Raw genomic sequence first — 25,837 nt, forward strand, 5'->3', positions numbered from 1 at the left:
AGCCATGTTCCTTGCCGGCTTTTTCGGCAAAGGCCCATTCGGTCTGGAACCACGGCTCCTCGGCCTGCTTGACCAGGAAGCCGATTTTCACTTCTTCAGCGGCCAGCAACAGCCCGCTCAAGCTCATGGCCGAGACCGCCACAGCGGCGCAGCACAGGGAACGGATACCACGACGACGATGATTCATACGGGTGACTCCTTGTTGTTGTTTTTTGTTTGCTGTTTTTTGTAGGAGCGAGGGGGACGCCTAGTTCTTGCTCGCGAAAAACGTTAACGATGACGCGTACATCCTGAATGCACGCGGCGCGCTCAGGCTTTTCGCGAGCAAGCTCGCTCCTACAGTGAAGCGGTGCAGCTAACCGGCAAAGCGATGGCAAGGCATGCCGGGTACATCGACTTCGATGGCCAGCACCGCACCGTCCAGAGGGTGATCCAATGGGCTGGCGGCGCTGGTGATATACAAAGTGGTGAGGTTGGGGCCACCGAATACGCAACTGGTGGGGCGACTCACGGGCAACTCGATAATGCGGTCCACCTCCCCCTCGGGCGTCAGGCGCAGCAGGCAACTGCCGTCCCAACGGGCGTTCCAGATGTAGCCTTGACTGTCCATGGCCGAGCCGTCCGGCCCGCCACGCTCATGGGGGCCGAACCACACCTGTGCCGGCTCGAGTTGGCCGTCGGCCTGGATCGAGTACTGGTAGAGCGTGGCGTCCAGGCTGTCGCCGAAATGCACCTGGCGGCCGTCCTCGCTCCACAGTAAGGTGTTGGGAATGCCCAGGCCGTGAAGCAACGGCGTGACCTGCGCATCCGCATCGATGCGAAACAGGCCGCCGGAGCGCCGCGTGATCGGCAAGTCTTCGCCGTGTTCGCCGATGTTGTTCTGCATCGTGCCCAGCCACAGGCGGCCCAGGGCATCGCAGCGCGCTTCATTGCCACGGTTGCCCGGTTGCGGGTCGGCCACGCACAACAGGGTCAGGGCTTCGGTGGCCAGGTCCAGACGGTAGACACCGCTGCTCAGGGTCACCAGCGCATCACCGCGTTCGCACGGGATAAACGCCGAAACGTGCTCGGGCAACTGCCAGATCTGCAACTGCCCGTCCATCAGGCGCAGGGCCTGTTTGCCGGCGATATTGACCCAGTACAGCGCCTGGGTCGGCACGTCCCAGAACGGGCCTTCCCCCAGTTGCGCACGGTGCTCAGTGACAGCGGTACACGACATGACGCCTCCTGATAAGTGTTTACAGCGAGTCGCGGGATGGCGTGCCATCCACCAGGCGCTGGATGCGCAACGGGTTGGCGTTTTTCAACGCGTCAGGCAGCAGGCTATCCGGGTAGTTCTGGAAGCACACCGGACGCAGGAAACGGTCGATGGCCAAGGTGCCGACCGAGGTGCCACGGGCATCCGACGTCGCCGGGTACGGGCCGCCGTGCACCATCGAATCGCAGACTTCGACGCCGGTCGGGTAGCCGTTGAGCAGGATGCGCCCGACTTTCTGTTCCAGCAGCGGCGTGAGTTCGGCGAACTGTTGAAAGTCTGCCGGTTCGCCAATGATCGTCGCCGTGAGCTGGCCGTGCAGGCCGTGCAAGGCAGCGCTGAGTTGGGCTTGATCAGCAACTTCGACAAACACCGTGGTAGGGCCGAAGACTTCTTCCTGCAGCACTTCATCGCCATCGATCAGCAAGCGCACATCGGCCTTGAACAGCTGCGGTTGCGCCTGATTGCCCGCCTGGGTGCTACCGGCCAAATGCTGAATGCCAGGGTGCGCCAGGAGTTTTTCCAGGCCTTTGCCGTAGCTGCTCAGGGTGCCGGCATTGAGCATGGTTTGCGCCGGTTGCTCACCGATCAGTTGGGCGACCTGTTGGGTAAACGCGGTGAACTGCGGCGAAGCGATACCGATCACCAGGCCAGGGTTGGTGCAGAACTGGCCGCAGCCTTGCACCACCGACGCGGTCAGATCCCGAGCGACAGCATCCGCCCGCGCTTGCAGGGCCTGGGGTAGGACGATCACCGGGTTGATGCTCGACATCTCGGCAAACACCGGGATCGGCTGCGGGCGTGCCGCGGCCATATCGCACAAGGCGCGACCGCCCTTGAGCGAGCCGGTAAAGCCCACTGCCTGGATCGCCGGGTGCTTGACCAGCGCCTCACCGACGCCGCCGCCGAAGATCATATTGAACACACCGGCGGGCATCTCGGTGGCTTCAGCCGCACGGATGATGGCATTGGCCACCTGTTCAGCCGTGGCCATATGCCCGCTGTGGGCCTTGAACACCACCGGGCAGCCCGCCGCCAGCGCCGCAGCGGTATCACCACCGGCCGTGGAAAACGCCAGGGGGAAGTTGCTCGCGCCAAACACGGCCACCGGGCCCAGGCCAATGCGGTATTGGCGCAGGTCCGGGCGTGGCAGCGGCTGGCGATCGGGTAACGCCTTGTCGATGCGTGCGCCGTAGAAATCACCGCGACGCAGCACCGTGGCGAACAGGCGCATCTGGCCACTGGTACGCCCACGCTCGCCTTTGATACGGGCGGCAGGCAGCGCGGTTTCGCGGCAGACCAGCTCGATGAAGTTATCGCTCAGGCCATCCAGCTCGTCGGCGATCGCGTCCAGGAACTGCGCACGGCGCGCGGCACTCAACGCACGGTACGCCGGATACGCAGCGGCGGCGGCCTTGGCGGCGGCGTCGACTTCTTCCGGCGTGGCCTGATAGAAATCCTGCGGCAAGGTTTCGCCCGTGCTGGCATCGACGCTGTGCAGCTTGACGCTGCCGTTGGCGCTGCGCTGGCCGCCGATGTAGTTGTGGCCGAGGAACTGGGTCATGTTGATCTCCTTAAAGGGGGGTGACTTGGCCGGGTTCAAAGGCCGCATCGCTGCTGCCGACGCCATTGACCAACGGCGCGCCGAACTCGGCCTGGCTGATCTCGAACACATCGCCCGGTTGGGTACGTATACCATCGGCGAATGACAGCGTGGCGGTACCGAAGAAGTGAATATGCACATCGCCCGGCTTGAGGAACTGGCGGTATTTGAAGTGGTGGTACTCAAGATTTTCCAGGCTGTGGCACATATTGGCCTCGCCACTGAGGAATTCGTTCCGCCAGATTTCCTCGCCGTTACGCAGGATGCGGCTGGTGCCGGCCAGGTGCTGGGGCAACTCGCCCACGCGCAGTTCGGGGCCGTAGCTGCAGCTGCGCAGTTTGGAATGGGCCAGGTACAGGTAGTTTTTGCGCTCCATGATGTGGTCGGAGAACTCGTTGCCCACTGCAAACCCCAGGCGATAGGGCTTGCTGTCCGGGCCGATCACATACAGGCCGCCGATTTCCGGTTCTTCACCGGCGTCTTCGGCAAACGGTGGCACCGGGAAGGCTTCGCCTGGGCGCACGACGATGCTGCCGTCGCCCTTGTAGAACCATTCCGGTTGCACACCGGCCTGGCCGGCAGCGGGCTTGCCGCCCTCCACGCCCCATTTGAAGATGCGCATGGTGTCGGTCAAGGCGCTCTCATCGCCGGCCTGCTGGTGCATTTTGTCCCGCGCCGAGGCGCTGCCCAGGTGGGTCAGGCCGGTGCCGCTGATGAGCATATGGGCCGGGTCCGGGTGGTCCAGCGGTGGCAAAATCTTCAGGTCGGCCAGCAGTGCGGCGTAGTCATGGCTGTCGCCCAGGCCCAGGCTCTCGACCTGCTGCTGCAACTTGACGCCCGCCTCGATGGCGGCCAGCGCCAGTTCGCGCACGCTGCGCGCGGTACGCACTTCGCGCACTGTGGCGCCTTCTACAACGCCGACCCGGCGTTCACCGTTGCTTGACTCGAACTGAACTAAACGCATGAAACTTCTCCCAGATTAAGTACGTGTGGCGCCACGGGCGCTGGCGGCGAATTGATCGGCGGGCAGTACGTGCTTGCGCTCCAGCAGGCGGTAGACCACGCCGGTCAAGACCAGCCCGAACACCATGACCCCGGACAGGAAGTACAAGCCCGAGGCGAGGTTGCCGGTGTATTCCTTGAGCGCACCGATCACGAACGGACCGATATAGCCGCCGAGGTTGCCCACCGAGTTGATCAAGGCAATGCCCGCCGCCGCACTGGCGCCGGCAAAGAAGCGCCCCGGCAAGGTCCAGAACACGGCGGTGCAGGAAAACATCGCAAACGCCGCCAGGCACAGCGCGGCCATTTGCAGCACCGGCACACTCAGCCAGGCGCTGAAAAACAGGCCGATGGCGCCCAGCACATACAGCACGGCCAGGTGGCCGTAGCGATCATTCAGGCGGTCGGAACTGCGCGGGATGATCAGCAGGCCGATGATGCCGAAGATGTACGGTACGGCGGAGATAAAGCCGGTGACCAGGTCGGTGCCGCCAAACTGTTTGATCAGGGTCGGCAACCACAGGCCCAGGCCGTAAATGCTCAGGGTCACCGGCAGGTAGAACAGCGCCAGCAGCAACACGCGTTTGTCCTTGAGGGCATGCAGCGGGTTGCCGTGGCGGGTCTGGCCGTAGGCTTGCAGGTCCTTGGCCAATTCATCGGTGAGCCAGGTTTTTTCCGCGTCGCTCATCCATTTGACCTGCTTGGGGCCATCCGGCAGGTAGCGCAGCACTGGCCAGGTGAGCAGGATCGCCGGGGTGCCGATCACGATGAACAGCCACTGCCAGCCATGCAGGCCGAGGATGCCGTCCATGCCCAGCAGGCCGCCGGACACCGGGCCGGTGATCATCATCGCAATCGGTTGAGAGAGGATGAACAGCCCGAGGATCTTGCCGCGATGGCGCACCGGGAACCATTGGGTGATGTAGTACAGGACGCCGGGAAAGAACCCGGCTTCGGCAGCGCCGAGCAGGAAGCGCATCACATAAAAGCTGTGCGGCCCTTGCACGAAGGCCATGCCGATGGTGATCGCGCCCCAGGTGATCATGATCCGCGCGAACCAACGCCGTGCGCCGAAGCGGTCGAGCATCAGGTTGCTGGGGATCTCGAAGAGGAAGTAGCCAATAAAGAACAACCCCGCGCCCAGGCCATAGGCCGCATCGCCGATACCGACGTCGGCGCCCATGTGCAGCTTGGCAAACCCCACGGCGGAACGGTCCACGTAGGCGATCAGGTACAGCAGGATCAGGAAGGGAATCAGTTTCAGCGTGATGCGCCGAATAAGCCGCAGCTCCTGGCTCATGGGGTCGATCTCCGATTGTTGTTTTTATAGAAGCTCGGGGGACGCCTCTCGCGGAAATCCGCCAGGGTCATACCTCAGTTAAGCCAGACTATATAGTAGGACTATTTGCAAAACAACTCTTCCAAAGCATCGATTTTGCGCTTATGTTTAAGCACGCATAGAACATATAGTCATACAATAAGAGAATCGATCATGTCTGATAAAAAGCCCGGCCTACGCTCCGCCCAGTGGTTTGGTACCGCCGACAAAAACGGCTTCATGTACCGTAGCTGGATGAAGAACCAGGGCATTGCCGACCATCAGTTCCATGGCAAGCCGATCATCGGCATCTGCAATACCTGGTCGGAGCTGACCCCGTGCAATGCGCATTTCCGCCAGATCGCCGAGCACGTCAAACGTGGCGTGATCGAGGCCGGTGGCTTCCCGGTGGAATTCCCGGTGTTCTCCAACGGCGAATCCAACCTGCGCCCCACCGCCATGCTCACTCGCAACCTGGCGAGCATGGACGTGGAGGAAGCCATCCGCGGCAACCCGATTGACGGTGTGGTGTTGCTGACCGGCTGCGACAAGACCACCCCGGCCCTGCTGATGGGCGCCGCCAGTTGCGACGTACCGGCCATCGTGGTCACCGGTGGGCCGATGCTCAACGGCAAGCACAAGGGCCAGGACATCGGCTCGGGCACCGTGGTGTGGCAGCTCAGTGAACAGGTCAAGGCCGGCACCATTACCCTGGATGATTTCCTCGCGGCCGAAGGCGGCATGTCGCGCTCGGCGGGCACCTGTAACACCATGGGCACTGCGTCGACCATGGCCTGCATGGCCGAGGCACTGGGCACGTCCCTGCCCCACAACGCGGCGATCCCGGCGGTGGATGCGCGGCGTTATGTGCTGGCCCATATGTCCGGCATGCGTGCGGTAGAGATGGTGCGCGAAGACTTGAAGCTGTCGAAGATCCTCACCAAGGAGGCGTTTGAAAACGCCATCCGCGTGAACGCCGCCATCGGTGGTTCGACCAACGCCGTGATCCACTTGAAAGCCATCGCCGGGCGCATCGGTGTCGACCTCGACCTGGACGACTGGACCCGCATCGGTCGCGGCATGCCGACCATCGTCGACCTGCAACCGTCCGGGCGCTTCCTGATGGAAGAGTTCTACTATGCCGGCGGCCTGCCCGCCGTGCTGCGTCGCCTTGGTGAAGCCAACCTGATCCCGCACCCGAACGCCTTGACCGTCAACGGCAAGACCCTCGGCGAGAACACCAAGGATTCGCCGATCTACGGCCAGGACGAAGTGATCCGCACCCTCGACAACCCGATCCGCGCCGACGGCGGCATTTGCGTGTTGCGCGGCAACCTGGCGCCACTCGGCGCGGTGCTCAAGCCGTCGGCAGCCAGCGCCGAGCTGATGCAGCATCGCGGCCGTGCGGTGGTGTTCGAGAACTTCGACATGTACAAGGCGCGCATCAACGACCCTGAACTGGACGTGGACGCCAACTCGATCCTGGTCATGAAAAACTGCGGGCCCAAGGGTTACCCAGGCATGGCCGAAGTCGGCAACATGGGTTTGCCGGCGAAACTGCTGGCCCAAGGCGTGACCGATATGGTGCGGATCTCCGACGCGCGCATGAGTGGCACCGCCTACGGCACCGTGGTCTTGCATGTGGCGCCGGAAGCCGCTGCCGGTGGACCGTTGGCCACCGTGAAGGAAGGTGACTGGATCGAACTCGACTGCGCCAATGGCCGCCTGCACCTGGACATCCCCGACGCAGAGCTGGCGGCGCGCATGGCCGACCTGAAACCGCCGCAGAACCTGATCGTCGGCGGCTACCGCCAGTTGTACATCGATCATGTGCTGCAGGCCGACCAGGGTTGCGACTTTGACTTCCTGGTGGGTTGCCGTGGGGCTGAAGTCCCCCGGCATTCCCACTAATTGGGATGCTATGATGCCGCGAATTTAAGTCAGAGCATCCCTGTCGTTATGGATCACCAGCCGCCCAAGCCGCGCAAGAGCATGCATGCCCAGATCGTTCAGGACTTGGGCATGCACATCGTTTCAGGTCGCTTCAAGCCCGAAGAACGGCTGCCCATGGAGGCCACGCTCTGCGAGGAGTACAAGGTCAGCCGTTCGGTGTTGCGCGAGGCGACCCGGGTGCTCAGCGCCAAGGGCCTGGTGTATTCCAAGCCGCGGGTGGGCGCGGTGGTGCGGCCGCGCTTGAAATGGCACCTCCTCGACCCGGACGTGTTGTCCTGGCTGATGCAGTCCACGCCCCACAGTGAATTCTTCAATACCCTGGCCGGTGTGCGGCGCATCCTCGAGCCGGAGATCGCCGCCATGGCCGCGACCACCGCCACCGATGAAGACATCGCCACCATCGAAAAAGCCTACCAGGGCATGGAAACCGCGCAGACCCACGAACAGCTGCTGCAGGCCGACCTGGACTTCCACCGCGCCATTGCCGATGCCACCCGCAACGACCTGCTCGCCTATATGTGCAACATGCTGTCGTTGCCGCTGCGCGAGTCGATCAACATCACCAACCGCCGCCCGGACATCCAGGGCCTGAGCCTGCCCCGGCATAAGGCGATCCTCACCGCGATCCAGAACCGCGACGCCCTCGGCGCGCGGCATGCGTCGCTGGTGCAGCTGGATGACACGCGGGTGGCGTTGGATACGGTGATGAATGTGCTGACGCCGCTATAACCCGATAGAGCCTCCACGCTCAACTCGGCGCAAGGGTCAACGCGTCGACATCACGGCCGACTTGACCGGTAGCTCGGAATATTGCGGGTGCTGCTTGACGAAGGTGCGAACGGACTGCTCCTGTCGATCCACCACACAGATGCCAATGCTGGGGTAATCAACGGTGCAGGTCCCCAACGCAAGGAGTCCGCAGTTTTTCACGCCATAGATCGCGGCCGGGCGAGCCGCGAGCGGGCAACCATAGGTCATTTCGCCCACGTAATTGATTTGTCCATTGGTGACGGTAAAGCGCAGCGGCTTCGAGTAGGGTCCCATCACGCCACGACGCGAGCCAAGGTCACTGACTTCATAGGTGCCTCCAGGCAACCATGCCGAGTAGTAGTCCTTGGGGCCCCAGCCATAGTCTTTGCCGGTGTCCACATTGTGAAAGCTCATCCAGGTTCCGTAGGGCCCACCCTCGATCAGTGCGCCCAGGACAAGACCTGCGTTTTCGGCGGAATAGACTTTTGAATCCAGTGCCATTTCAGGTGGCAATGCCGAGCAGGCACTCATCAAGGCCACGGTTCCGATCACAAACAACTGACTTATTTTGCGCATTCAATCCTCGGTCCATCGAAAAAAGTTCAACTTTGCCAGTATCATGCGGCACTTCTCAACATCGGCGTTAAGGATGACCCCCCTTCCATGAGTAATTTATTTGCAGGCCGTGCGCTCGGCGCAACATTTTTCGCGTTGATATTGAGCGGCTGCAGCGTGTCGGGTACGTACCCCGATGCCACCGGACCGGATGCTGCCAAGCTACGATTTGTCAGCGACATGAGCAGCGCCACGCTGAGTGTAATAGATGCGCAACATTGCGATGGACAGACCACCGGCATCCTTAACAATCTGTTCCTGGCCAACACCCGCAGGCGGGCGGACATGTCGATGCCGCCGGTCTCCGAAAAAACGCCCTACCTGGAAATCCGCTTGCCCGCCAACAAAGAACTGTTCCTGCACTTGAATACCCAAGGCACAGGTTCGGTGTGCGGCATGGCTTTCACCCTCACTCCGCAAAACGGCGCGGAATACGAGGTGACGTTCACTGGCGCAGGCCGCCAGTGTGTGACGACACTCAAACGTCTGCATTCAGTAAAAGGCCAGGTGGTGCGCTCACCGGTCCCGGTGATCAATAAAGGGCTGCCCAGCTGCGTAGGTGCCAATGCGCTGTTCCCCGCGCCGCCGAAAGGCCTCCCCGCCACCCCGGAGCGTGATGCCTTGGCCGAGCAGATTATCGCCCCGAGCATCATTGCGGAAATGAAACCCCAGGCCAGCCCGCTGGACGACAGCGCGCGCGATCACGCAACTGATCTGGTGGTCAACAAGCGCAAGGCCCAGATGAACCTTGATCTGCCGGATGCCTATTGGGCGCAGTATCGTCAGAACGTCGTGAACTACCTGGTCCAGGCTCAGGGCGTAAAGGCCAAAGCACTTGAGCAGTACAAGGTTGAGTACCGTGCGCGCCTCTCACGGCTGGACACGCCCACGTTAAGAACCCTGGTGCCCGATACCCCGGCCACCGACATCACTCAGGCATTGGCTGTCAACGGTGCGATGCTGCAGTACTACCGGCAGTTGAATGGATTGCTGGAGAAAGAAGCAATGGCCGACAACTGGGCACACATGGCCGAATTGGATAAGCGTTATGGCGTGTGTGAGCGGTATGCGCAGTGCTGGCAGAATTGAAGGACCTGACGACGCCTTGTGAAACTTAACGCCAAGGGCTTGGTGTATGCCAAGCCCGGATGGGCGCGGTGGATCAGTCACAGCGTCATCGGCCGATCTACCGTCATCGGGGCATAGGTATCTACACATTTTGAGCAAGCTTGCGCATAGATACCGTCTTATCAAATACCGCGCAATATCACGTCGAGAATGTGTAGATACCCATGGTCATCGGGGGCAAGCCCCCTCCCACATTGAAACCGTGCAGGCCGTTAGAGGGTGTAGGCGATGCCGACCTGCACCGTGCGCGGTTCGCCGGGGTAGGCGTATACGTTGCCGAACGCACCTTCTTCATAGTCGCGATTGAACAGGTTCTTCACGTCCAGGTTCAGCCGCACCTTGTCGTTGACCTTGTAGTAGCTGAGCAGGTCGACCACGGTGTAGGCATCCATCGAGAAGGCGTTGTTGGAGGTCTGCCCGGCCCGTTCATCCACATACTTGCCACCCGCGCCGAGGCCCAGGCCCTTGAGGGCGCCGTCCTGGAACTCGTAGACGTTGAGCAGGCTGAAGCTGTTACGCGGGATGTTCAGCAAGCGCGTGCCGCTGCGCAGGGTGTTGTCCTTGGTCACTTCGGCATCCACGTAGGCGTAGCCACCGATCACACGCCACTCGGGGGTGATATTGCCCGCCACGTTCAGGTCGAAACCACGGCTGCGCACCTGGCCGGCGGCGACGCTGAAGGTGGAGTCGAGAGGGTCGGTGGTGAGCACGTTTTTCTTCTCGATCTGGTAGATCGCGGCGTCGACACTCAGTTGACGGTCCAGGGCTTCCCACTTGATGCCCATCTCGTAGGATTTGCCTTTCTCCGGTTCAAAACCACCGCCCTGGCGACTGGCGCCGGTGTTGGGCTTGAACGAACGCGCGGCGTCGGCGTAGACCGCAACGGTGTCGGTGAGGTCGTAGATCACGCCCACGCGTGGGGTGACGGCGTTGTCGCTGGCTTCCCAGCTTTTACCGCCCGGCACGTAGGTGTGGTAGTCGTGTTCAAAGCGCTCGAAGCGTGCGCCGGCGAGCACTTTAAGGCGCTCGGTCAGGGCCACCTGATCCTGCACGAAGGCCGCGTAGGTCTTGAGGTTTTCCTTGTCGTGGGTCGGCGTGCGCGTGAGGTTCGGGCGCGCCTGGCCGTAGACCGGGTTGAAGATGTCGATTGAATAAGCACCCACTGCGCCGCTGGAGCGCTGGATGATCGACTTGTAGTCGTAGTCTTCGAATTCGACGCCGGTGAGCAAGGTGTGGTCGAAACCACCGGTGGAGAAATGCCCGGTGAGGTTGAGCTGGGTGTCCTTGTCGGTCCACTCCAGTTTGCGATAGTTGAAGTTGCGGCCCAGGGTGCGACCGTCGGCGGCCAGGCCGTTGGCTTCAATGGCATTGCCTTGCAAGGTGCCGTCCAGCCATTGGAAACCACCGCCCAGGGTCCAGCTGTCATTGAGCAGGTGCTCGAAACGCAGCTGGGCCATGCTGTTGTCGTTGTGCAGTTTGCCGACGTCTTTTTCACCCCAGAAGGTGTCGCGCGAGGCAGTGCCTTTTTGATTGGGGTAGCGCGTCAGGCCACGGTCCAGCGGGTGGTTGTTGCGCATGAAGTCGCCTTCGAAGATCACCTTGGTGTCATCGCTGGCCTGCCAGGTGATCACCGGGGTCACGCCGTAGCGTTCGGTCTCGACGTGATCACGGAACGTGTCACCGCCCTCGCCCACCACGTTCAGGCGATAGGCCAGGCGACCTTGTTCGTCCAGCGGGCCGGAAGCGTCGAGGGTGGCGCGCTGCATGCCCTGGTCATCCAGTTGGCTGCCGAGGGTCACGGTCGGCTCGGCCAGCGGTTGCTTGGACACCACGTTGAAGGTGCCGCCGGGATCGCCACGGCCATACAGCATGGTCGCCGGGCCGCGCAGCACTTCGAGGCGTTCGATGGTGTTGGCGTCCGGCATGTTCGGGTAACCGCGGTTGATCGGGAAACCGTTGCGGTAGAACTCGCCGGTGGTAAAGCCACGTACGGTGAAGGTGGTGAGCCCCTGGCCGCCGAAGTTATTGGCGCGGCCGACGCCACCGGCGTAGTCCAGGGCGTCCTGCAAACGGGTGGCGCCGATGTCTTCGACCACATCCTTGGACACGACGCTGATGGACTGCGGGGTTTCATGAATCGAGGTGTCAGTGCGCGTCGCACTCGCCGAACGTGTGGCGTGGTAGCCCTTGACCGGCCCTTGAGCCGTCTCGTAGTCCGCCTCGCCGGTGACATTGGTGGCTTGCAGCTCAAGACTGGCCTTGTCGGCAGGGACAACCTCGGCCCAGGTAAACGGGGAAAACGCCTGAAGCACGCAGAGGGAAATCAGGGTACGACGCATGGATGTTGAACCTAGTGAATGAGCCAGATGGGGCGGCAAACCTGCCAAAAATTCGCGCGAATGGTATACCAATCCATTCGCGTTTGACATCTGTTCTCATTCGCTATTTTTCAGGTAACCCCTTGGTATCGACATGCAGGAAGTTTGATGCGAACCCAATGTGGGAGGGGGCTTGCTCCCGATAGCGGTGGATCAGCTGAAAATAAGCTGGCTGTTCCACCGCTATCGGGAGCAAGCCCCCTCCCACATTTGGATTTCTATACGTCGTCAGGATCCGATCAGCGATACCGCTCCAACCAATGGGCGTAAGGCGCCGGCAAGGTCCAGGACGACTTCTCAACCCCCAGTTCCTTGGCCGCAAAGTACGCCCAATGCGGGTCAGCCAGGTGCGCACGACCGACCGAGACCAGGTCCAGGTGCCCAGCCTGCAACGCACCTTCCGCCAGTTGCGGCGTGCCAAAGCCCCAGGCCGAGGTCACCGGGATGCCCGCTTCGCGGCGCACGCGCTCGGCGATCGGGCCCATAAAGGCCGGGCCCCACGGGATATTCGTGTCGGGGATGGTGAAACCGACGCTGACGCTCAGCAGGTCCAGGCCGCCGGCCTTGAAGTTACGGGCCAGTTCGATGGATTCGGTCAGGGTCTGTTCGTCCCGGCCGTCGTATTCGATCACGCCAAAACGCGCGGTCAGCGGCAGGTTTTCCGGCCAGACCTCGCGCACGGCAGCCAGGGTTTCCAGGAGGAAACGGCTGCGGTTGTCGAAGCTGCCACCGTAGGCGTCGGTGCGCTGGTTGGAATGCTCGGAGAAGAAGCTCTGGCCCAGGTAGCCATGGGCGAAGTGCAGTTCGATCCACTCGAAACCGGCGTCACGGGCACGGCGGGCGGCGTCGACGAAGTCCTGCTTGACCCGAGCGATGTCGTCCAGGGTCATGGCGCGTGGCACTTGCGGCAGGTTGGCACCAAAGGCAATGGCCGACGGCGCGATGGTTTCCCAGCTGCGCGCATCGGAGGCAGGTATGTGGTCGTCCCCTTCCCACGGGCGGTTGGCGCTGGCTTTGCGACCGGCGTGGCCGATCTGGATGCCGGGCACCGAACCGGCGGCCTTGATGGCCTTGACCATGGGCACGAACGCTTCGGCGTGGGCGTCGCTCCAGAGACCGGCGCAGCCTGGGGTGATACGCCCCTCGGGCGCTACAGCGGTGGCCTCGACCACCAGCAAACCGGCGCCGCCCCGAGCCATACTGGCCAGGTGTACGAGGTGCCAGTCGTTGACGATGCCGTCATCGGCCATGTATTGGCACATTGGCGGGATGGCGATGCGATTGCGCAGGGTGACGTCTTTGAGTGTGAACGGTTCGAACAAAGCGGACATTGAGAACTCCGGGAGCGAGTGGATGATTCGATAGTTCGATGGTAATCGAACTATGGTATTCGATGATAGCCCCCTGTTATGATTCGTTTCATGCGAGCCTTTAAACACCCCACCCCGGAAGACCTGACCCTCGAGCGCCTGCTATACGCGCTGAGTGATCCGGTGCGCCTGGAGATTGTCCGCTGCCTGGCCGGCGTGCCCGAGGCCAGTTGCGGCGAACTGGACGGCGGGCGCCCCAAGTCCAGCATGTCCCACCACTTCCGGGTCCTGCGCGATGCCGGCCTGGTACACACCCGCAGCGTGGGCACTACCCACATGAATTCATTGCGCGGCGAGGTGCTTGAGGAACGGTTTCCGGGATTGTTGCAGAGCATCCTGACGCAACGATAAAAGCCGGATCAGTCCAGCAGCGCGATCAGCTGCGACTCGATCGTCATTTCCCGCACGTCCAGCACCGCCAACGTCACCGGCAACTTGAAGCGCCGCCGCCCTGCACTGCCGGGGTTTACGTACAGTGTTGCGCCCCGCCATTCGATCAGGGGCTTGTGCGAATGGCCGGTGATCACCAGCCGAGTAGACGTGTCGAGTAAGGCGGGTACGTCGGCGATATCATGCACCACCAACGTCCGCCATCCGTCCACCTCCAGCATCAGATGATCGGGCACCTGCTCCGCCCACGCCGCGTCGTGGTCATTGTTGCCACGCACCACGTGCAGGGGCGCGATCTGTGCCAATTGCTGAAGAATCTCAGGGCTGCCGATATCACCGGCATGGATGATCTGCTCGCATCCCTGCAAGGCCACCACCGCTTCAGGCCGCAGCAGGCCATGGGTATCGGAAATCACGCCAACTCTGGGCATCGTGGTCCTATTTTTTGGATGAAGGCGCAGCGAGCGATTGCGCTCTGTAGGTTGTGTAAATCTTTTGAACCTCAGGATTATCAAGGCTTTCGTAGGTAATCCTTTCCTTATCAAGCCCATCCAAACCTTTTAGACCACCTATCATTCCTGGCCATTCGTCACGATGTGCAATATCGACCACGAAGGGTTGCAGGTAATCATTCAGATGCCCTTTAAACGGCTCTTTGATTTCCGCACTGAGTGCCCGGAGGTAATCATCCTTGTTGGTTTTTGACCATTCAATGGCGAACTTGGCTCGATAACAAAGTTCCATGAAAACCAGCAGAATCGTGCGCCCATTGCCATCGAGAAAAGGATGCGCGAATGCCAACTGGCCCATGACGTCACCAGGGCGATCCCTGAAGCGCTTCTTGTTCGACGCCAGCTCAAATGCATAGTCGACGGAGAGTCTGATCGATGCCGGATGCTCAAACGGGGTATGGTGTGGATCGTCTTGAGAACCTTTGAAAACGGCAAGATGTGGAACAAGCTCAGTTCGATCCTTACCCGCCCAGTGATAAAAATCAGAGAACAGGAGCTCGTGTACTTTGAGTACGGACGAGTAATCGATACTTTTTTTTTGGGCCAAGTATCGAAGCGCGTCTTCCATGCTCAGTTCGAACGATAGATGCTCTGACTCTTTTACTTCGATGGGATCTTTAAGCTGTAGAGCATTTTGAAGGTACCCAGCGGTCTCAAAATCGCCGAAGGCGATCAAAATTCATGCGCTTAGCTTCTTCTTGGAGCGTCGCTTCTCTTGGAGGTAACTGCCCTGAAGCGCCATGGTTTCCGATTTACTCAGAACGCCCTTCCTCTTGAGATTGACCAACAACTGCTCCACACCATCCAACTCGACCACATCGCCAGCCAGGCTAGTAATCGCAGCAGCCATCCGGCTTATGCCATCACGCTCAGCGGTAACATGATGAGCCCTGGCCAGGCGACGCACGTGGCTGGCAATACTGATATCCGCTGTTTTAGTCATTTGAAATCCCCCAATTAGCCTCCAGAGCATAGCATGGTGCCCTCCTTCCAACTCAACCGAAGCGCACGTAACTTAAACGTTTCTGGTTCAGGGCGAACCTTCCCCGCAAGCCGGCGTTCGAGCTAAGTCGCTCCGTGGCAGACTAGCGCGCCATCCAGATACACGCGGTCCTTGCCATTGCCCTTGGAGGCGTAGAGATTGCGGTCGGCACGCTTGAGGACCGCCGACATATCGGCCCCGGCCGTAAAGCGTGTCATGCCCGCACTGCAGGTGTAGTGATGGGGCGGCGCGACACTGCACCGAATCCCCTGCAGCAGGCGCAGCGCGTAGTCGGTGGCGACATCAGGGTCATCGCCCACCAGCAGCACGCCGAATTCTTCACCGCCAATCCTGCCGAAACTGTGGCTGCCGGGGGTGGCTTTCAGGCACGCGGCCATCGCACAGAGAATCCTGTCGCCGACGTCATGGCCGAACTGGTCATTCTTCAATTTGAAACTGTCGATATCCAACATCATGAAGTAGCCCGTATCACCGGCCGCAATCAGTTTGGCGAAGCTCTCCATAAAGGCGCGCCGGTTCAGGATGGAGGTCAAGTAATCCGTCTCGGCCAATTCCCGAAACTCACTCTCGACCAGTAACACGGAGCGCAGGTTTTTCAGGTAGTAGACATTCAAGACAGAACCGATCGCCACCGACGCGGCGCAAAAGATAAACACGTAGGTGTCGACGCCTGCGTAAAGGCTCAACTGAATGTGGGGCCACGTCAGTAACCAGACCAACGCGGCGCAGAACAGAAAATCCTGAACCACGATAAACAGGATTGCGCTGCTCATTACCAGGGTCACGGCCAGCGGCAAGGCAAACACCTGCAACGCAGGCCGGGTGTGAACCACATAGGCAAAACCTGCGGACAGCAGCGCCATGTAGGCCACGCCCAGCGCCCGCCACAGCACATACTGAGTCACCACCCGGTGGACCCCATACACCGCGCACAGACCCATCGTGACCAGCACGACCGGCCAGCCGAACATCCTCCCGCGATCAACCAGCAACACCGCCAGCCAGGCGAAAATCCCGATCAGTTCGGCCTGGGCAATGGCGGGCGACAGCAGCCTTTGCATCCGTGGCCTGAGCTTTACATTAGCCGGCATCCCGTCACTCCCTGTGCATGAGTGGCCGCTTTATTATCGACATGACTCAGTTGAAGACTGTGCAGGCAGGTCGCAAACGAATACGCCATGAACCGCCTTACCAACACGATAAAAGGTGGCAGGACTTCAAGCAGTGTCTTGGAATGAATCTTGAAATAGCCCCGGTCGGCCCCCTCTTGCACCAGACGAATAACGTGGGTCTTGGACACCGAGAGTTGCTCAGCGATGGAAAGGTAGGACGAAGACCTGAAACTTGCCCCTTGATTATCCAGCGCACACGCATCGTTATAGATCGCCAGCATCAACATATGTCCGGCATCGCGTTTTACCAGCCAATAACAATCAGGCATCAACAGGTCAATCGTCACGTTCTGGCGCAGAAGCACCGAAAAACCTTTGAAATAACGGGCCAGATAGGCGCGATCATCCAACCCGGCCATTGACCCGCACACCTCGGTTTCCGGGCACATCACGCCCAGCGGCTCGACCACGGACGTAAGCATCAGCCTGATCTCCTCGCAGGCTTGGGATGACGGACTGAATACCCGCAAACGACTGTCATCCGCATGCCTCGACACCGTCATGAACCCCAGGACCCTGAACAGCAGGAAGATCGACTCCAGGCTGTTTCTCGAACAGAACCCGCGCGCCACACAAAACTCTTTCACCTCGGACAGTAAGGGAACTGGCTTGGAGAAATACGTGCTCAATAACGTAAAGGACACCATCAAGCGACTGAACTTCAGTGCGGTCTTGTAGAAAAACGGTCTTTTTGAATAGGACTCCAGCAAAATCGAATAATGGGTACGAATACTCGCTTCAAACTCCACATGGCGCTCAAACGCCCGCGCCGACTGTTCCATCGCCAACTTCAACGAACCACTGCACATGAGAAAGAGCCCTGATCAAACAACTTGGATCCACTGATCTCAATTGCAGCACCGATAATGGCGTTTTGCCTTGGGCGCAATCTAGCGTGATTAGCTCTGAGGACACCGTCGCTACCAAAATTGTTCCAGAAAACTCAGGCGGCTTAACCGTTTCAGGCGCCGCAGCGAACCTTCCCCGCCAGCCGGCGTCCGAGCTAAGGCACTGTTGCCTACTGCTCGCCGCGAGGTTGTCGTTTGAAAGCCGCCATCATCAAAAAGTACCGCCTGATCATCAAGACCATGGGCTATGTGGGCTGGTCGCTGTTCTGGCTGTTGCTGTGGGACGTCGCCGTCACCGTGGACTTCATGCTGTTCCTCACCGCCAAGATCAACTTGCCGCTGATGCCCCTCACCCTGCTGGGCTCGGCTCTGATCGTGCTCATCAGCTTTCGCAACAGCAGCGCCTATAACCGCTGGTGGGAAGCGCGCACGCTGTGGGGTGCGATGGTCAACAATTCGCGCAGTTTTGCCCGTCAGGTTTTGACCTTGCTGGACGATCCTGACGGCGAAGTGAACCCGATCAAGTCCACCCTGCTGCGCCGCCACGTGGCCTACGTAAATTGCCTGGCCGCGCACCTCAGGGGCGAACCGTGCCCTGATGAAGTACGCGCCTTTATCCCCACCGAGGAATTCGCCCGCAACGGCGCCACCAACAACTTTGCCAATGACATCCTCACCGGCTCGGCGGCGTTGCTGGCCCGCGAATACAAGGCCGGGCACCTGGACAGCATTCGCCTGGCGCGGCTGGAGTCGACCCTGGTGGATCTGTCCAATGCCCAGGGCGGCATGGAACGGATCGCCAACACACCACTGCCCTACCCTTACGTGTATTTCCCACGCCTGTTTATCTCGCTGTTCTGCCTGATCGTGCCCGTGGGCCTGGTGGAATCCCTGGGCTGGTTCACCCCGCTGGCGTCCACCGTGGTGGGTTTTATGCTGCTGGCCATCGAACGCATCGGCACCGACCTGCAAAGCCCGTTCCGCTCCAGCGAACACCAGATCCAGATGGAAGCCATCTGCGAAACCATCGAGAAGAACCTGCAATCGATGCGCCGCGACGCCCTGGCCGACCACTCAATCGGCTGATCACGCCCCGCGCCCTAAAGTGCGTGCCCCTTCGGTCGATAAACCGGAGGTACGCATGGGCCTTACCCCCCTTCATAACAACACATGCGGCATTCAGCACTAGCGTTTCCCCTTGCCAAAACTATAAATACCCGCAGGTGAAGTCATGAATATCAAGCAGAAGCTGACCTGGGCGTTCGCGGCTATCGCGTGCCTCCCGGTCATCCTGGTGGCCGTGTTGGTAGTGCTGAATCTGCGCGAGGGGGCCCTGGCCAATTTCCTCGACAGCAGCGGTCGCGAGATCCGTCAGATCGACAACGGCATGAAGCAGTTCTTCGATGGCATCAGCCAGAACGTCGACTTCGTGGCCAAGGACCCGCGCGTTGTCGCGGCCAAGGATCTCAAGAGCTACGCCGGCGCCGACGCCGCGCAAATCCCCCTGACCCAGACCAACAAAGACCTGCTGGCGATTTTCGACCAGTTCGCCAAGAGCCACCCGAGCACCGCCTACTTGTCTTTGGGCCTCGCCGACGGCGGTTATGCCAGCTGGCCTGATGACACCAAACTGAACAACTACGACCCACGCGTACGCCCCTGGTACAAAGCCGCCATCGCCGCGCCAGGCGCCACCGTGCGCACCGGCGCCTATTACTGGGCACCGGACGACGTGGTCCTGATCGGCACCGTGCACACCGTCGCCGACGCCACCGGCAACATACTCGGCGTGGTCGGCCTGGACGTGTCGCTCAAGCAGCTCACCGAGCTGGTGCGCAACATCAAGCTGGGCGACAGCGGCTACCTGATGCTGGTGGAAGCCAACGGCAACGTGCTGGTGGACCCCAGCGACGCCAAGCACAACTTCAAGCCGATGGCCGACCTGGGCCCCAACTACGCCGAACTGGCCAAGCGCGGCGACGGCGTGACCCAGATCGACATCGACGGCGTGGCCTACATGGCCAACGTGGTCAGTTCCAAGGATCTGGGCTGGCGCTTTATCGGCCTGATCAAACGCGATGAAGTCATGGCCGGCGCCACCAGCCTCACGTGGTTGATCGCCGCGATTGCCGCCGCCCTGGCCGTGGTGTTCGCGATTGTCGGCGCCAGTTTTGCGAGCATGATCGTGCGCCCGATTCGCGGGGTGGCCGACGGCCTGCAGGAGATTGCCGAAGGCGAAGGCGACCTGACGCGCCAACTCAAGGTGCAAGGCAAAGACGAAACCGCCAGCCTGGCGGGCTGGTTCAACCAGTTCCTGAGCATGATCGCGCAACTGGTGCAGCGCATCGGCAACGCCTCTTCCGACCTGCAAACCGCCGCCGCCGACACCAGCGAAGTCGCCAACAACATGAACCAGGCCGCCGGGCGCCAACGTGAAGCCGTGGAGCTGGTAAGCACCGCGTTCAACGAAATGGTAGCCACCGCCAACGAAGTCGCGCGCTCCTGCAGCGCCGCCGCCGCGAGTGCCGACGAGGGTTACCGCGACGTGCACAATGGCCAGCAGCACATCGGCGAAGCCACCGGCAGCGTGCTCAAGCTCAGCGAAGACCTGCAAAAGTCGACCCAGACCATGCAGTTGCTGGAGCAGGACAGCCAGAACATCAACACCATCCTCGACACCATCCGCTCGATCGCCGAACAGACCAACCTGCTGGCACTCAACGCCGCGATTGAAGCCGCGCGCGCCGGTGACCAGGGCCGCGGTTTTGCCGTGGTCGCCGACGAAGTCCGCGCCCTGGCGCGCCGCACTGCCGACTCCACCGGTGAAATCGACAGCCTGCTGGGCAACCTCGCCCGCCGCACCCAGGAAGTCACCCAACAGATGCAGGGCAGCCTGCTGGTGTCCCACACCAGCGTGGAACGCATCCAGCAGGCCCGCGACAGCTTCGATAAGATCCAAGGCTCGGTGGACTCGATCCGCGACCAGAACACCCAGATCGCCACCGCGGCCGAAGAACAGCACCAGGTGGCCGAAGAGATCAACCGGCACATCGCGCAGATCCATGCCGATGCGCAACTGGTCGAAGGCTTTGCCCACTCGGCGCAGACCGGATCAGGGCGGTTGACGGATATTTCCGGTCAGCTCAAGGGGTTGGTGGGGCGGTTCAAGTTCTGACCGCTGTCACACCGGGGTCGCCGGCGGGGGCGTGTATTGGCTACTATAGCCACGCACTCCCCACCTCTTACCCAACCACTGCGGAGCCTTAATGCCCAACCCGAAGGACACGGCCACCGACAGCAGCACCCCGATGATTCCCGAGCAGCGTCGCGAACAGATCCTGCGGCAGTTGCGCAAGCATCAGGTGATGAGCGTGCACCAGTTGATGGAGATGTTCGACTGCTCGCACATGACCGTGCGCCGCGATATCGCCCTGCTGGAGCAGGAAGGCCGGGCGTACTCCGTCACCGGTGGGGTCCGGATCGCCAGCCAGTTGCACAGCGAACCCAGCCATCAATCCAAAGCCGTGGTGGAGTTGCCGCAAAAGCAGGCCATGGCACGACTGGCCGCACGGTTGCTGCACGCCGACATGACGGTGTACCTGGATGCCGGCACCAGCACCCTGGAGATCGTCCCGTATATCAAGGCGCTGTCGGGGATGACCGTGGTCACCAATGACTTCGGGATCGTGCAGGCCCTGATGGATGCGACGCAGGTCACGGTGATCCACACCGGCGGCCAACTGGACCATGACAACCATTCTTCCGTCGGCGGGCTGGCCGTGGCAACCCTGCGCCAGGTGGTGACGGACATCGCCTTTGTGTCCACCAGCTCCTGGGATTTGCACCGAGGTATCACCACCCCCTCGGCGCTGAAAGTCGAGGTCAAGCAAGTGGCGATGCAATCGGCGTCCCAGGTGGTGCTGGTGGCGAGCAGTTCCAAATACGGCACCTTCAGCATGTACCGCATCGCCGGGCTGGAACCGTTCGACGTGATCATCAGCGACGACGCCCTGGCCCCGGCAGCGGCAGATGGCATCCGCAAGCGCGGGATTGAATTGATGCTGCCGGGTGATCCGTTGCCGGCGTGATGCCCTCCCTTTGTAGGAGAGGTCGAGCTTTAGCTAGGCTTCGATGGCGGTGGCAGGGTTGGCAGGTGTGTTGGTTGACACACCGCTATCGGGGGCAAGTCGAATCGTCGCACCGCCCTCCCACATTTGAACCGAACCGACACAGAGGCTCGTCGACTACCGAGCCGCTTTCCAGTCCCGCAACCATTGCAGGCCCGCCGAGGTGTCGCCCTTTGGCCGGTATTCGCAGCCGACCCAGCCGTCGTAGCCCAACTGGTCCATCAGTTCGAACAGGAACCCATAGTTCAGCTCGCCCAGGTCAGGCTCGTGACGGTCCGGTACCCCGGCAATCTGGATATGGCCAATGCCGTCGAAATCGCGACGCAGCTTGGTGGCCAAGTCGCCTTCGACGATCTGGCAGTGGTAGCAGTCGAACTGCACCTTGAGGTTGCGCGCGCCGACCTCCCGGCAGATGGCGTGGGCCTGGTCCTGGCGATTGAGGAAAAACCCCGGCATGTCGCGGGTGTTGATCGGTTCCAGCAACACGGTGACGCCAACCTCAGCCGCAGCGGCGCTGGCGTAGGCGAGGTTTTCCAGGTACACGGCCTGATGGCGCTGGCGCAGGCTTTCCGAGGGCAGCAAGCCGGCCATGACGTGCACGCGGTCGTTGCCGAGCACGGCGGCGTATTCCAGGGCCCGGTCGAAGCCACTGCGAAACTCGGCCTCACGCCCCGGCAGCGAGGCGATACCGCGCTCCCCCGCCGCCCAATCGCCCGGTGGTGCATTGAACAGGGCCTGGACCAGGCCGTTGTCACTCAGGCGTTGCTTGAGTGCCTCGGCGCTGTAGTCATAGGGGAACAGGTATTCCACCGCGTCAAAACCATCGGCCTTCGCGGCACTAAAGCGCTCGAGAAAGTCATGTTGCGGGTAAAGCATGCTCAGGTTGGCGGCAAAACGAGGCATAGAAACTCCTGGAAATCAGACAAAAGGCCAGATCAACAATGTAATCACGAAACCCAAGGTACCGAGCAAGGTGGTGATCACCGTCCACGTGCGCAGACCGTCGGCCACGTTGAGCCCGGCGAGCTTGGTGAAGATCCAGTAGCCGGCGTCGTTGATATGCGACATCGCCAGCCCGCCACCGCCCATGGCCAGGCACAGCAGCGCCAGGTGGTTGGGCGTGAGGTTGAGGGTCACGATCAGCGGGCTGATGATCCCTGCCGTGGTCACCAGGGCCACGGTGGTCGACCCCTGCACCGCGCGCAGCAACATGGTCAGTAAAAAGCCCAGGGCCAGCACCGGCAGGCCGGTGGTGCGCAGCATGTCGGAGACTACCGCGCCGATGCCGGTGTCCACCAGCACCTTGCCGAACACGCCACCGGCGCCGGCGATCAGGATCACCATGGCCACGCCCGGCAACGCCGAGCCGATCACATCCGACACCTGGCTGCGGCTCCAGCCACGGCGCGAACCCAGCAACCAGGCGCACAGCAAGGTGTCGATCAGCAGCGCCACCAACGGCGCGCCCAGCACGGTCATCACCCCACGCAACGCCGATTCGATCGGCAGCAGCGACGTGGCCAGGGTGCCCAGCAAAATCAGCACAATCGGCAGCAGGATCAGGCTCACAATCAGGCCAAAACCGGGTGCAGGCGCCGCCGGCAGCTTGGCGGCGATGGCGCTGGTGGACTCTTCCAGGCCCATAGGGGACTCGGCCACAGCGCTCTGTTGCACCGCCTGGTGATTGCCGTTGGCCCAGGCCCGCAGGTCTTCATTGGTCACGTGAGGGCCATAGACTTCTGCACGGATATCGTCAGTCATCGGATAGAAGCGTCGGGTCATGCGCCCCGCCACGCGGTAGCCGATGTAGCACAGCAACGCGGTGATCGGCAGGCCGAACATCAGTACCCGGCCCAAGTCGGCGCCCAGTTGGCTGGCGGCGGCCACGGCGCCCGGATGGGGCGGCAGGAACGCATGCACGGTGAGCAGCGCCGCACACATCGGCAAGGCGAACACCAGCAGCGGCTTGCGCGCCCGGCGTGCCACGCCATAGGCCAACGGCATCAGGATGATCACCCCGACTTCAAAGAACACCGGCACGCCGATGATGAACCCGGCGATGGTCAGCGCCAGCGGCGTACGGCTGTTGCCGAAGCGCTCGATCAACGACTTGGCCAGGGCCTCGGCACCGCCGGACAGCTCGATGATCCGCCCGATCATCGCGCCCAGGGCAATGATGATCGCGATATGGCCAAGGGTCTTGCCCATGCCGCCCTCGATCGTCGCCACCAGGTCAGCCGGTTTCACCCCGGCCACCAGCGCCACCACGATACTCACCAGCATCAACGCGACAAACGGCTGGAATTTATACCTGAGGACCAGAAACAGCAGCAGCGCGATACCCGCGCCAGCGGTCAACATCAAAATCAGTGGGCTCATTCAAGAATGTCCTGTTGTTATTGTTTTTTTAGGCAAGCCGGGTCCGTCGAGCGTCAAACCAGGCGCTCGGGCAGCACTTGCCGTGTCGTCTTGCGGGTTACCAGTGCGCGCCGAAGGTCTCGCGCAATTCATCCAGTGCAGCCTGATCCAACGGCGCCGGCCGGGGGTTGCTCATCAACCACAACCGTGCGGTTTCTTCCAACTCTTCCAGGGCGTAGCTGGCCTTGGCCACCGAACTCTCCCAGACCACCGGCCCCAGGCGTTCGAGCATCACCCCCCGCACGCTGTTGGCCAGCTGCGCGACCTGCTCGGCGACCTTGGGCGAACCCGGACGCTGATAGCCGATCAAGGGAATATGACCGACCTTCATCACCTGGTAAGGCGTGAGCGGCGGCAAGATATCCTCCGCGCTCCACACGCCTGCCAGGGTCAGCGCAACCAGGTGGGTGGAGTGGGTGTGCACCACACCGCCCACCGAGGGGTTGCGGTCATACACCTGGCGATGCAGGGCCAGGGTCTTGGACGGTTTGTCCCCGGACACCCACTCGCCCTTCAGGTTGACCTTGGCAATAGCGCCTGGCACGAGGCGCCCGAGGCAGACATCGGTGGGGGTGATCAGCCAGCCATCGTCGAGGCGCGCACTGATATTGCCGGCGCTGCCGACGGTGTAGCCACGCTGGTACAGGCTGTGGCCGACATCGCAGATTTCTTCGCGCAGGGCCTGTTCGTCGATGCCAGTCACTGGGCACCTCCGGCCAGGTGCGCGAGGGCTTTGGCGAAGAACTCACGGCCACCGAAGTTGCCGGATTTGAGCGCCAGCGCCAGCGGCTCGGCGGAACTGCTGACGGTGGCCGGCACGCCAGGGTCGATCTGCGCACCAATCTGCAATAGGTTGACGCCGAGGGCCTTGACCACCGAGCCGGAGGTTTCCCCGCCGGCGATCACGAAACGCCGCACGCCTTGCTCGCGCAAGCCCGCGGCGATCTCGCCCAAGGCGTTCTCCACCAGGGCCCCGGCGCGTTCGACGCCGAGCCGCTCTTGCACGGCCTTGACCTCGGCGGGGGTGCTGGTGGCGTAGATCAATACGGTGTGTGCGCTGTCGCGGGCAAACGCCAGCGCCTGCGCCACCACCGGTTCACCGGCAGCCAGGGCGATGGGATCAATGCGCAATGCCGGGCGGCCCGCCTCGCACCAGGCCGCGACCTGGCCGAGGGTCGCTACCGAGGCACTGCCGGCGAGCACCACCTCGCCACCGCTGATAGTCGGCAGCGTCGCCGCATCGAAGTCGCGCAGCTTACCGGCACGGCGGAAATTGCCTGGCAAACCCAAGGCCAGGCCCGAGCCACCCGTGAGCAAAGGCAAGTCGGCGCAGGCGCTGCCGAGGGTGTAGAGGTCTTGATCGGACAGCGCATCGGCGATGGCAATGCCCACGCCTTGCTCGCGCAGTTCGGCGATTTTTTTACGGGTCGCCTCGACGCCCGCGGCGATGCTGTCGTACCGCAGCAGCCCGACCGGCAGTTGCGTCTGGCTCTGCAGCACGCGCACCAGATTCGCGTCGCCCATGGGCGTCAGCGGGTGATGTTGCATGCCCGACTCATTGAGCAACTGGTCCTGCACAAACAGGTGGCCACGGAAAATCGTCCGGCCGTTTTCCGGGAACGCCGGGCAGGCCAGGGTGAAATCACTGCCCAGCGCCTTGAGCAAGGCCTCGCTGACCTGGCCGATATTGCCGGCGGCAGTGGAGTCAAAGGTCGAGCAATACTTGAAGAAAATCTGTTCGCAGCCCTGCTCGCGCAGCCAGTCCAGCGCGGCCAGGGATTCCTCCACAGCCTCTGCGACCGGCGTGGTACGCGACTTGAGGGCGATGACGATGGCGTCCGCATCCAGCCCGTCCGCGACTTCGCGGCTGGGGATGCCAATGCTCTGCACCGTGCGCATACCGCCGCGCACCAGCATGTTGGCCAGGTCGGTGGCGCCGGTGAAATCGTCGGCGATGCAGCCCAGCAACGGGCGCGTGGTGTGGTTAGTCATAAA

The 25,837-nt window shown here is 61.7% G+C and carries 22 protein-coding genes and 4 pseudogenes; 9 read left to right on the forward strand and 17 right to left on the reverse strand.

Annotated features, from left to right (window positions below; all coding sequences use genetic code 11):
* Nucleotides 1-187 (reverse strand): annotated as a pseudogene (locus PspCFBP13509_RS29660) (arabinose ABC transporter substrate-binding protein); the annotation flags it as partial.
* Between the two features lie 67 nt (nucleotides 188-254).
* On the opposite strand from PspCFBP13509_RS29660, the pseudogene PspCFBP13509_RS31895 reads away from it, so the two are divergent.
* Nucleotides 255-344 (forward strand): annotated as a pseudogene (locus tag PspCFBP13509_RS31895) (outer membrane lipoprotein carrier protein LolA); the annotation flags it as partial.
* Nucleotides 345-355: 11 nt separating this feature from the next.
* On the opposite strand, the gene PspCFBP13509_RS29665 reads toward PspCFBP13509_RS31895, so the two are convergent.
* From PspCFBP13509_RS29665 to PspCFBP13509_RS29680, 4 genes are read right to left on the reverse strand one after another with little or no spacing between them, the layout of a single operon-like run.
* The gene (locus PspCFBP13509_RS29665) at nucleotides 356-1,219 is read right to left on the reverse strand and encodes an SMP-30/gluconolactonase/LRE family protein (RefSeq protein ID WP_074846071.1); all 864 of its coding nucleotides are present in this window, start codon (nucleotides 1,217-1,219) and stop codon (nucleotides 356-358) included.
* 19 nt (nucleotides 1,220-1,238) lie between these two features.
* The gene (locus tag PspCFBP13509_RS29670) at nucleotides 1,239-2,819 is read right to left on the reverse strand and encodes an aldehyde dehydrogenase (NADP(+)) (protein WP_065926376.1); all 1,581 of its coding nucleotides are present in this window, start codon (nucleotides 2,817-2,819) and stop codon (nucleotides 1,239-1,241) included.
* 10 nt (nucleotides 2,820-2,829) lie between these two features.
* Nucleotides 2,830-3,822, reverse strand: a complete 993-nt coding sequence (gene araD1 / locus PspCFBP13509_RS29675) for an AraD1 family protein (RefSeq protein WP_065926377.1) — start codon at nucleotides 3,820-3,822, stop codon at nucleotides 2,830-2,832.
* Nucleotides 3,823-3,837: 15 nt separating this feature from the next.
* Nucleotides 3,838-5,160 (reverse strand): MFS transporter, encoded by a 1,323-nt coding sequence (locus PspCFBP13509_RS29680; RefSeq protein WP_053139479.1) that lies wholly within the window; start codon nucleotides 5,158-5,160, stop codon nucleotides 3,838-3,840.
* Between the two features lie 192 nt (nucleotides 5,161-5,352).
* Between PspCFBP13509_RS29680 and PspCFBP13509_RS29685 the strand changes: the two genes are divergently transcribed.
* A complete protein-coding gene (locus PspCFBP13509_RS29685; protein WP_137213077.1) occupies nucleotides 5,353-7,089 on the forward strand; it encodes an IlvD/Edd family dehydratase in 1,737 nt (578 codons plus the stop codon).
* A gap of 48 nt (nucleotides 7,090-7,137) precedes the next feature.
* Nucleotides 7,138-7,860, forward strand: a complete 723-nt coding sequence (locus PspCFBP13509_RS29690) for a FadR/GntR family transcriptional regulator (protein ID WP_065926379.1) — start codon at nucleotides 7,138-7,140, stop codon at nucleotides 7,858-7,860.
* 36 nt (nucleotides 7,861-7,896) lie between these two features.
* On the opposite strand, the gene PspCFBP13509_RS29695 is transcribed toward PspCFBP13509_RS29690, so the two are convergent.
* A complete protein-coding gene (locus PspCFBP13509_RS29695) occupies nucleotides 7,897-8,457 on the reverse strand; it encodes a hypothetical protein (protein WP_027603616.1) in 561 nt (186 codons plus the stop codon).
* An 87-nt stretch (nucleotides 8,458-8,544) separates the two neighbouring features.
* Here PspCFBP13509_RS29695 and PspCFBP13509_RS29700 point away from each other — a divergent pair, with 87 nt between their 5' ends.
* A complete protein-coding gene (locus tag PspCFBP13509_RS29700) occupies nucleotides 8,545-9,585 on the forward strand; it encodes a hypothetical protein (RefSeq protein ID WP_083221121.1) in 1,041 nt (346 codons plus the stop codon).
* Between the two features lie 251 nt (nucleotides 9,586-9,836).
* Here the strand turns inward: PspCFBP13509_RS29700 and PspCFBP13509_RS29705 are convergent, their stop codons facing one another.
* Together PspCFBP13509_RS29705 and PspCFBP13509_RS29710 are read right to left on the reverse strand one after the other, a co-directional pair.
* The gene (locus tag PspCFBP13509_RS29705; protein ID WP_065926380.1) at nucleotides 9,837-11,963 is read right to left on the reverse strand and encodes a TonB-dependent siderophore receptor; all 2,127 of its coding nucleotides are present in this window, start codon (nucleotides 11,961-11,963) and stop codon (nucleotides 9,837-9,839) included.
* A 278-nt stretch (nucleotides 11,964-12,241) separates the two neighbouring features.
* Entirely contained in the window at nucleotides 12,242-13,333 is a 1,092-nt protein-coding gene (locus PspCFBP13509_RS29710) for an NADH:flavin oxidoreductase/NADH oxidase (RefSeq protein ID WP_065926381.1), read from the reverse strand.
* Nucleotides 13,334-13,411: 78 nt separating this feature from the next.
* Here PspCFBP13509_RS29710 and PspCFBP13509_RS29715 point away from each other — a divergent pair, with 78 nt between their 5' ends.
* The gene (locus PspCFBP13509_RS29715; RefSeq protein ID WP_027603612.1) at nucleotides 13,412-13,723 is read left to right on the forward strand and encodes an ArsR/SmtB family transcription factor; all 312 of its coding nucleotides are present in this window, start codon (nucleotides 13,412-13,414) and stop codon (nucleotides 13,721-13,723) included.
* 8 nt (nucleotides 13,724-13,731) lie between these two features.
* Here the strand turns inward: PspCFBP13509_RS29715 and PspCFBP13509_RS29720 are convergent, their stop codons facing one another.
* The 5 genes from PspCFBP13509_RS29720 to PspCFBP13509_RS29740 form a co-directional block, all read right to left on the reverse strand.
* Nucleotides 13,732-14,193 carry a metallophosphoesterase family protein gene (locus PspCFBP13509_RS29720; RefSeq protein WP_137213078.1) on the reverse strand — a complete coding sequence of 154 codons (462 nt, stop codon included), beginning with the start codon at nucleotides 14,191-14,193 and terminating at the stop codon, nucleotides 13,732-13,734.
* Between the two features lie 7 nt (nucleotides 14,194-14,200).
* The gene (locus tag PspCFBP13509_RS29725) at nucleotides 14,201-14,950 is read right to left on the reverse strand and encodes a Fic/DOC family protein (protein ID WP_242001113.1); all 750 of its coding nucleotides are present in this window, start codon (nucleotides 14,948-14,950) and stop codon (nucleotides 14,201-14,203) included.
* A gap of 3 nt (nucleotides 14,951-14,953) precedes the next feature.
* On the reverse strand, nucleotides 14,954-15,217 hold the full coding sequence (locus tag PspCFBP13509_RS29730; RefSeq protein WP_137213080.1) for a hypothetical protein: 264 nt from the start codon (nucleotides 15,215-15,217) through the stop codon (nucleotides 14,954-14,956).
* Between the two features lie 122 nt (nucleotides 15,218-15,339).
* Nucleotides 15,340-16,368, reverse strand: a complete 1,029-nt coding sequence (locus PspCFBP13509_RS29735; RefSeq protein WP_074846059.1) for a GGDEF domain-containing protein — start codon at nucleotides 16,366-16,368, stop codon at nucleotides 15,340-15,342.
* Nucleotides 16,353-17,231: a hypothetical protein gene (locus PspCFBP13509_RS29740; protein WP_065926384.1), complete on the reverse strand. Its 879-nt coding sequence runs from the start codon at nucleotides 17,229-17,231 to the stop codon at nucleotides 16,353-16,355. Before PspCFBP13509_RS29740 ends, PspCFBP13509_RS29735 begins: the two co-directional genes overlap by 16 nt.
* A 261-nt stretch (nucleotides 17,232-17,492) precedes the next feature.
* Between PspCFBP13509_RS29740 and PspCFBP13509_RS29745 the strand changes: the two genes are divergently transcribed.
* From PspCFBP13509_RS29745 to PspCFBP13509_RS29755, 4 genes and pseudogenes are all read left to right on the forward strand, one after another.
* The gene (locus tag PspCFBP13509_RS29745; RefSeq protein WP_065926385.1) at nucleotides 17,493-18,383 is read left to right on the forward strand and encodes a bestrophin family protein; all 891 of its coding nucleotides are present in this window, start codon (nucleotides 17,493-17,495) and stop codon (nucleotides 18,381-18,383) included.
* A gap of 301 nt (nucleotides 18,384-18,684) precedes the next feature.
* Nucleotides 18,685-19,608 (forward strand): annotated as a pseudogene (locus PspCFBP13509_RS32315) (HAMP domain-containing protein); the annotation flags it as partial.
* A 348-nt stretch (nucleotides 19,609-19,956) separates the two neighbouring features.
* Nucleotides 19,957-20,472: pseudogene (locus tag PspCFBP13509_RS32320) on the forward strand (methyl-accepting chemotaxis protein); the annotation flags it as partial.
* A 91-nt stretch (nucleotides 20,473-20,563) separates the two neighbouring features.
* Nucleotides 20,564-21,385 (forward strand): DeoR/GlpR family DNA-binding transcription regulator, encoded by an 822-nt coding sequence (locus PspCFBP13509_RS29755; protein WP_065926387.1) that lies wholly within the window; start codon nucleotides 20,564-20,566, stop codon nucleotides 21,383-21,385.
* A gap of 156 nt (nucleotides 21,386-21,541) precedes the next feature.
* Here PspCFBP13509_RS29755 and otnI read toward each other — a convergent pair whose 3' ends face one another.
* The 4 genes from otnI to otnK form a co-directional block, all read right to left on the reverse strand.
* Nucleotides 21,542-22,327 (reverse strand): 2-oxo-tetronate isomerase, encoded by a 786-nt coding sequence (gene otnI, locus PspCFBP13509_RS29760; RefSeq protein WP_065926388.1) that lies wholly within the window; start codon nucleotides 22,325-22,327, stop codon nucleotides 21,542-21,544.
* Nucleotides 22,328-22,342: 15 nt separating this feature from the next.
* Nucleotides 22,343-23,803, reverse strand: coding sequence for a GntT/GntP/DsdX family permease (locus tag PspCFBP13509_RS29765; RefSeq protein ID WP_065926389.1), 1,461 nt, complete (start codon nucleotides 23,801-23,803; stop codon nucleotides 22,343-22,345).
* 97 nt (nucleotides 23,804-23,900) lie between these two features.
* The gene (gene otnC / locus PspCFBP13509_RS29770) at nucleotides 23,901-24,545 is read right to left on the reverse strand and encodes a 3-oxo-tetronate 4-phosphate decarboxylase (RefSeq protein WP_065946550.1); all 645 of its coding nucleotides are present in this window, start codon (nucleotides 24,543-24,545) and stop codon (nucleotides 23,901-23,903) included.
* Complete coding sequence (gene otnK / locus PspCFBP13509_RS29775; protein ID WP_137213081.1) at nucleotides 24,542-25,834, reverse strand: 3-oxo-tetronate kinase; 1,293 nt, start codon at nucleotides 25,832-25,834, stop codon at nucleotides 24,542-24,544. Before otnK ends, otnC begins: the two co-directional genes overlap by 4 nt.
* Nucleotides 25,835-25,837 lie beyond the last annotated feature (3 nt).

The organism is Pseudomonas sp. CFBP13509, from assembly GCF_005233485.1.
GTDB lineage: Bacteria > Pseudomonadota > Gammaproteobacteria > Pseudomonadales > Pseudomonadaceae > Aquipseudomonas > Aquipseudomonas marginalis.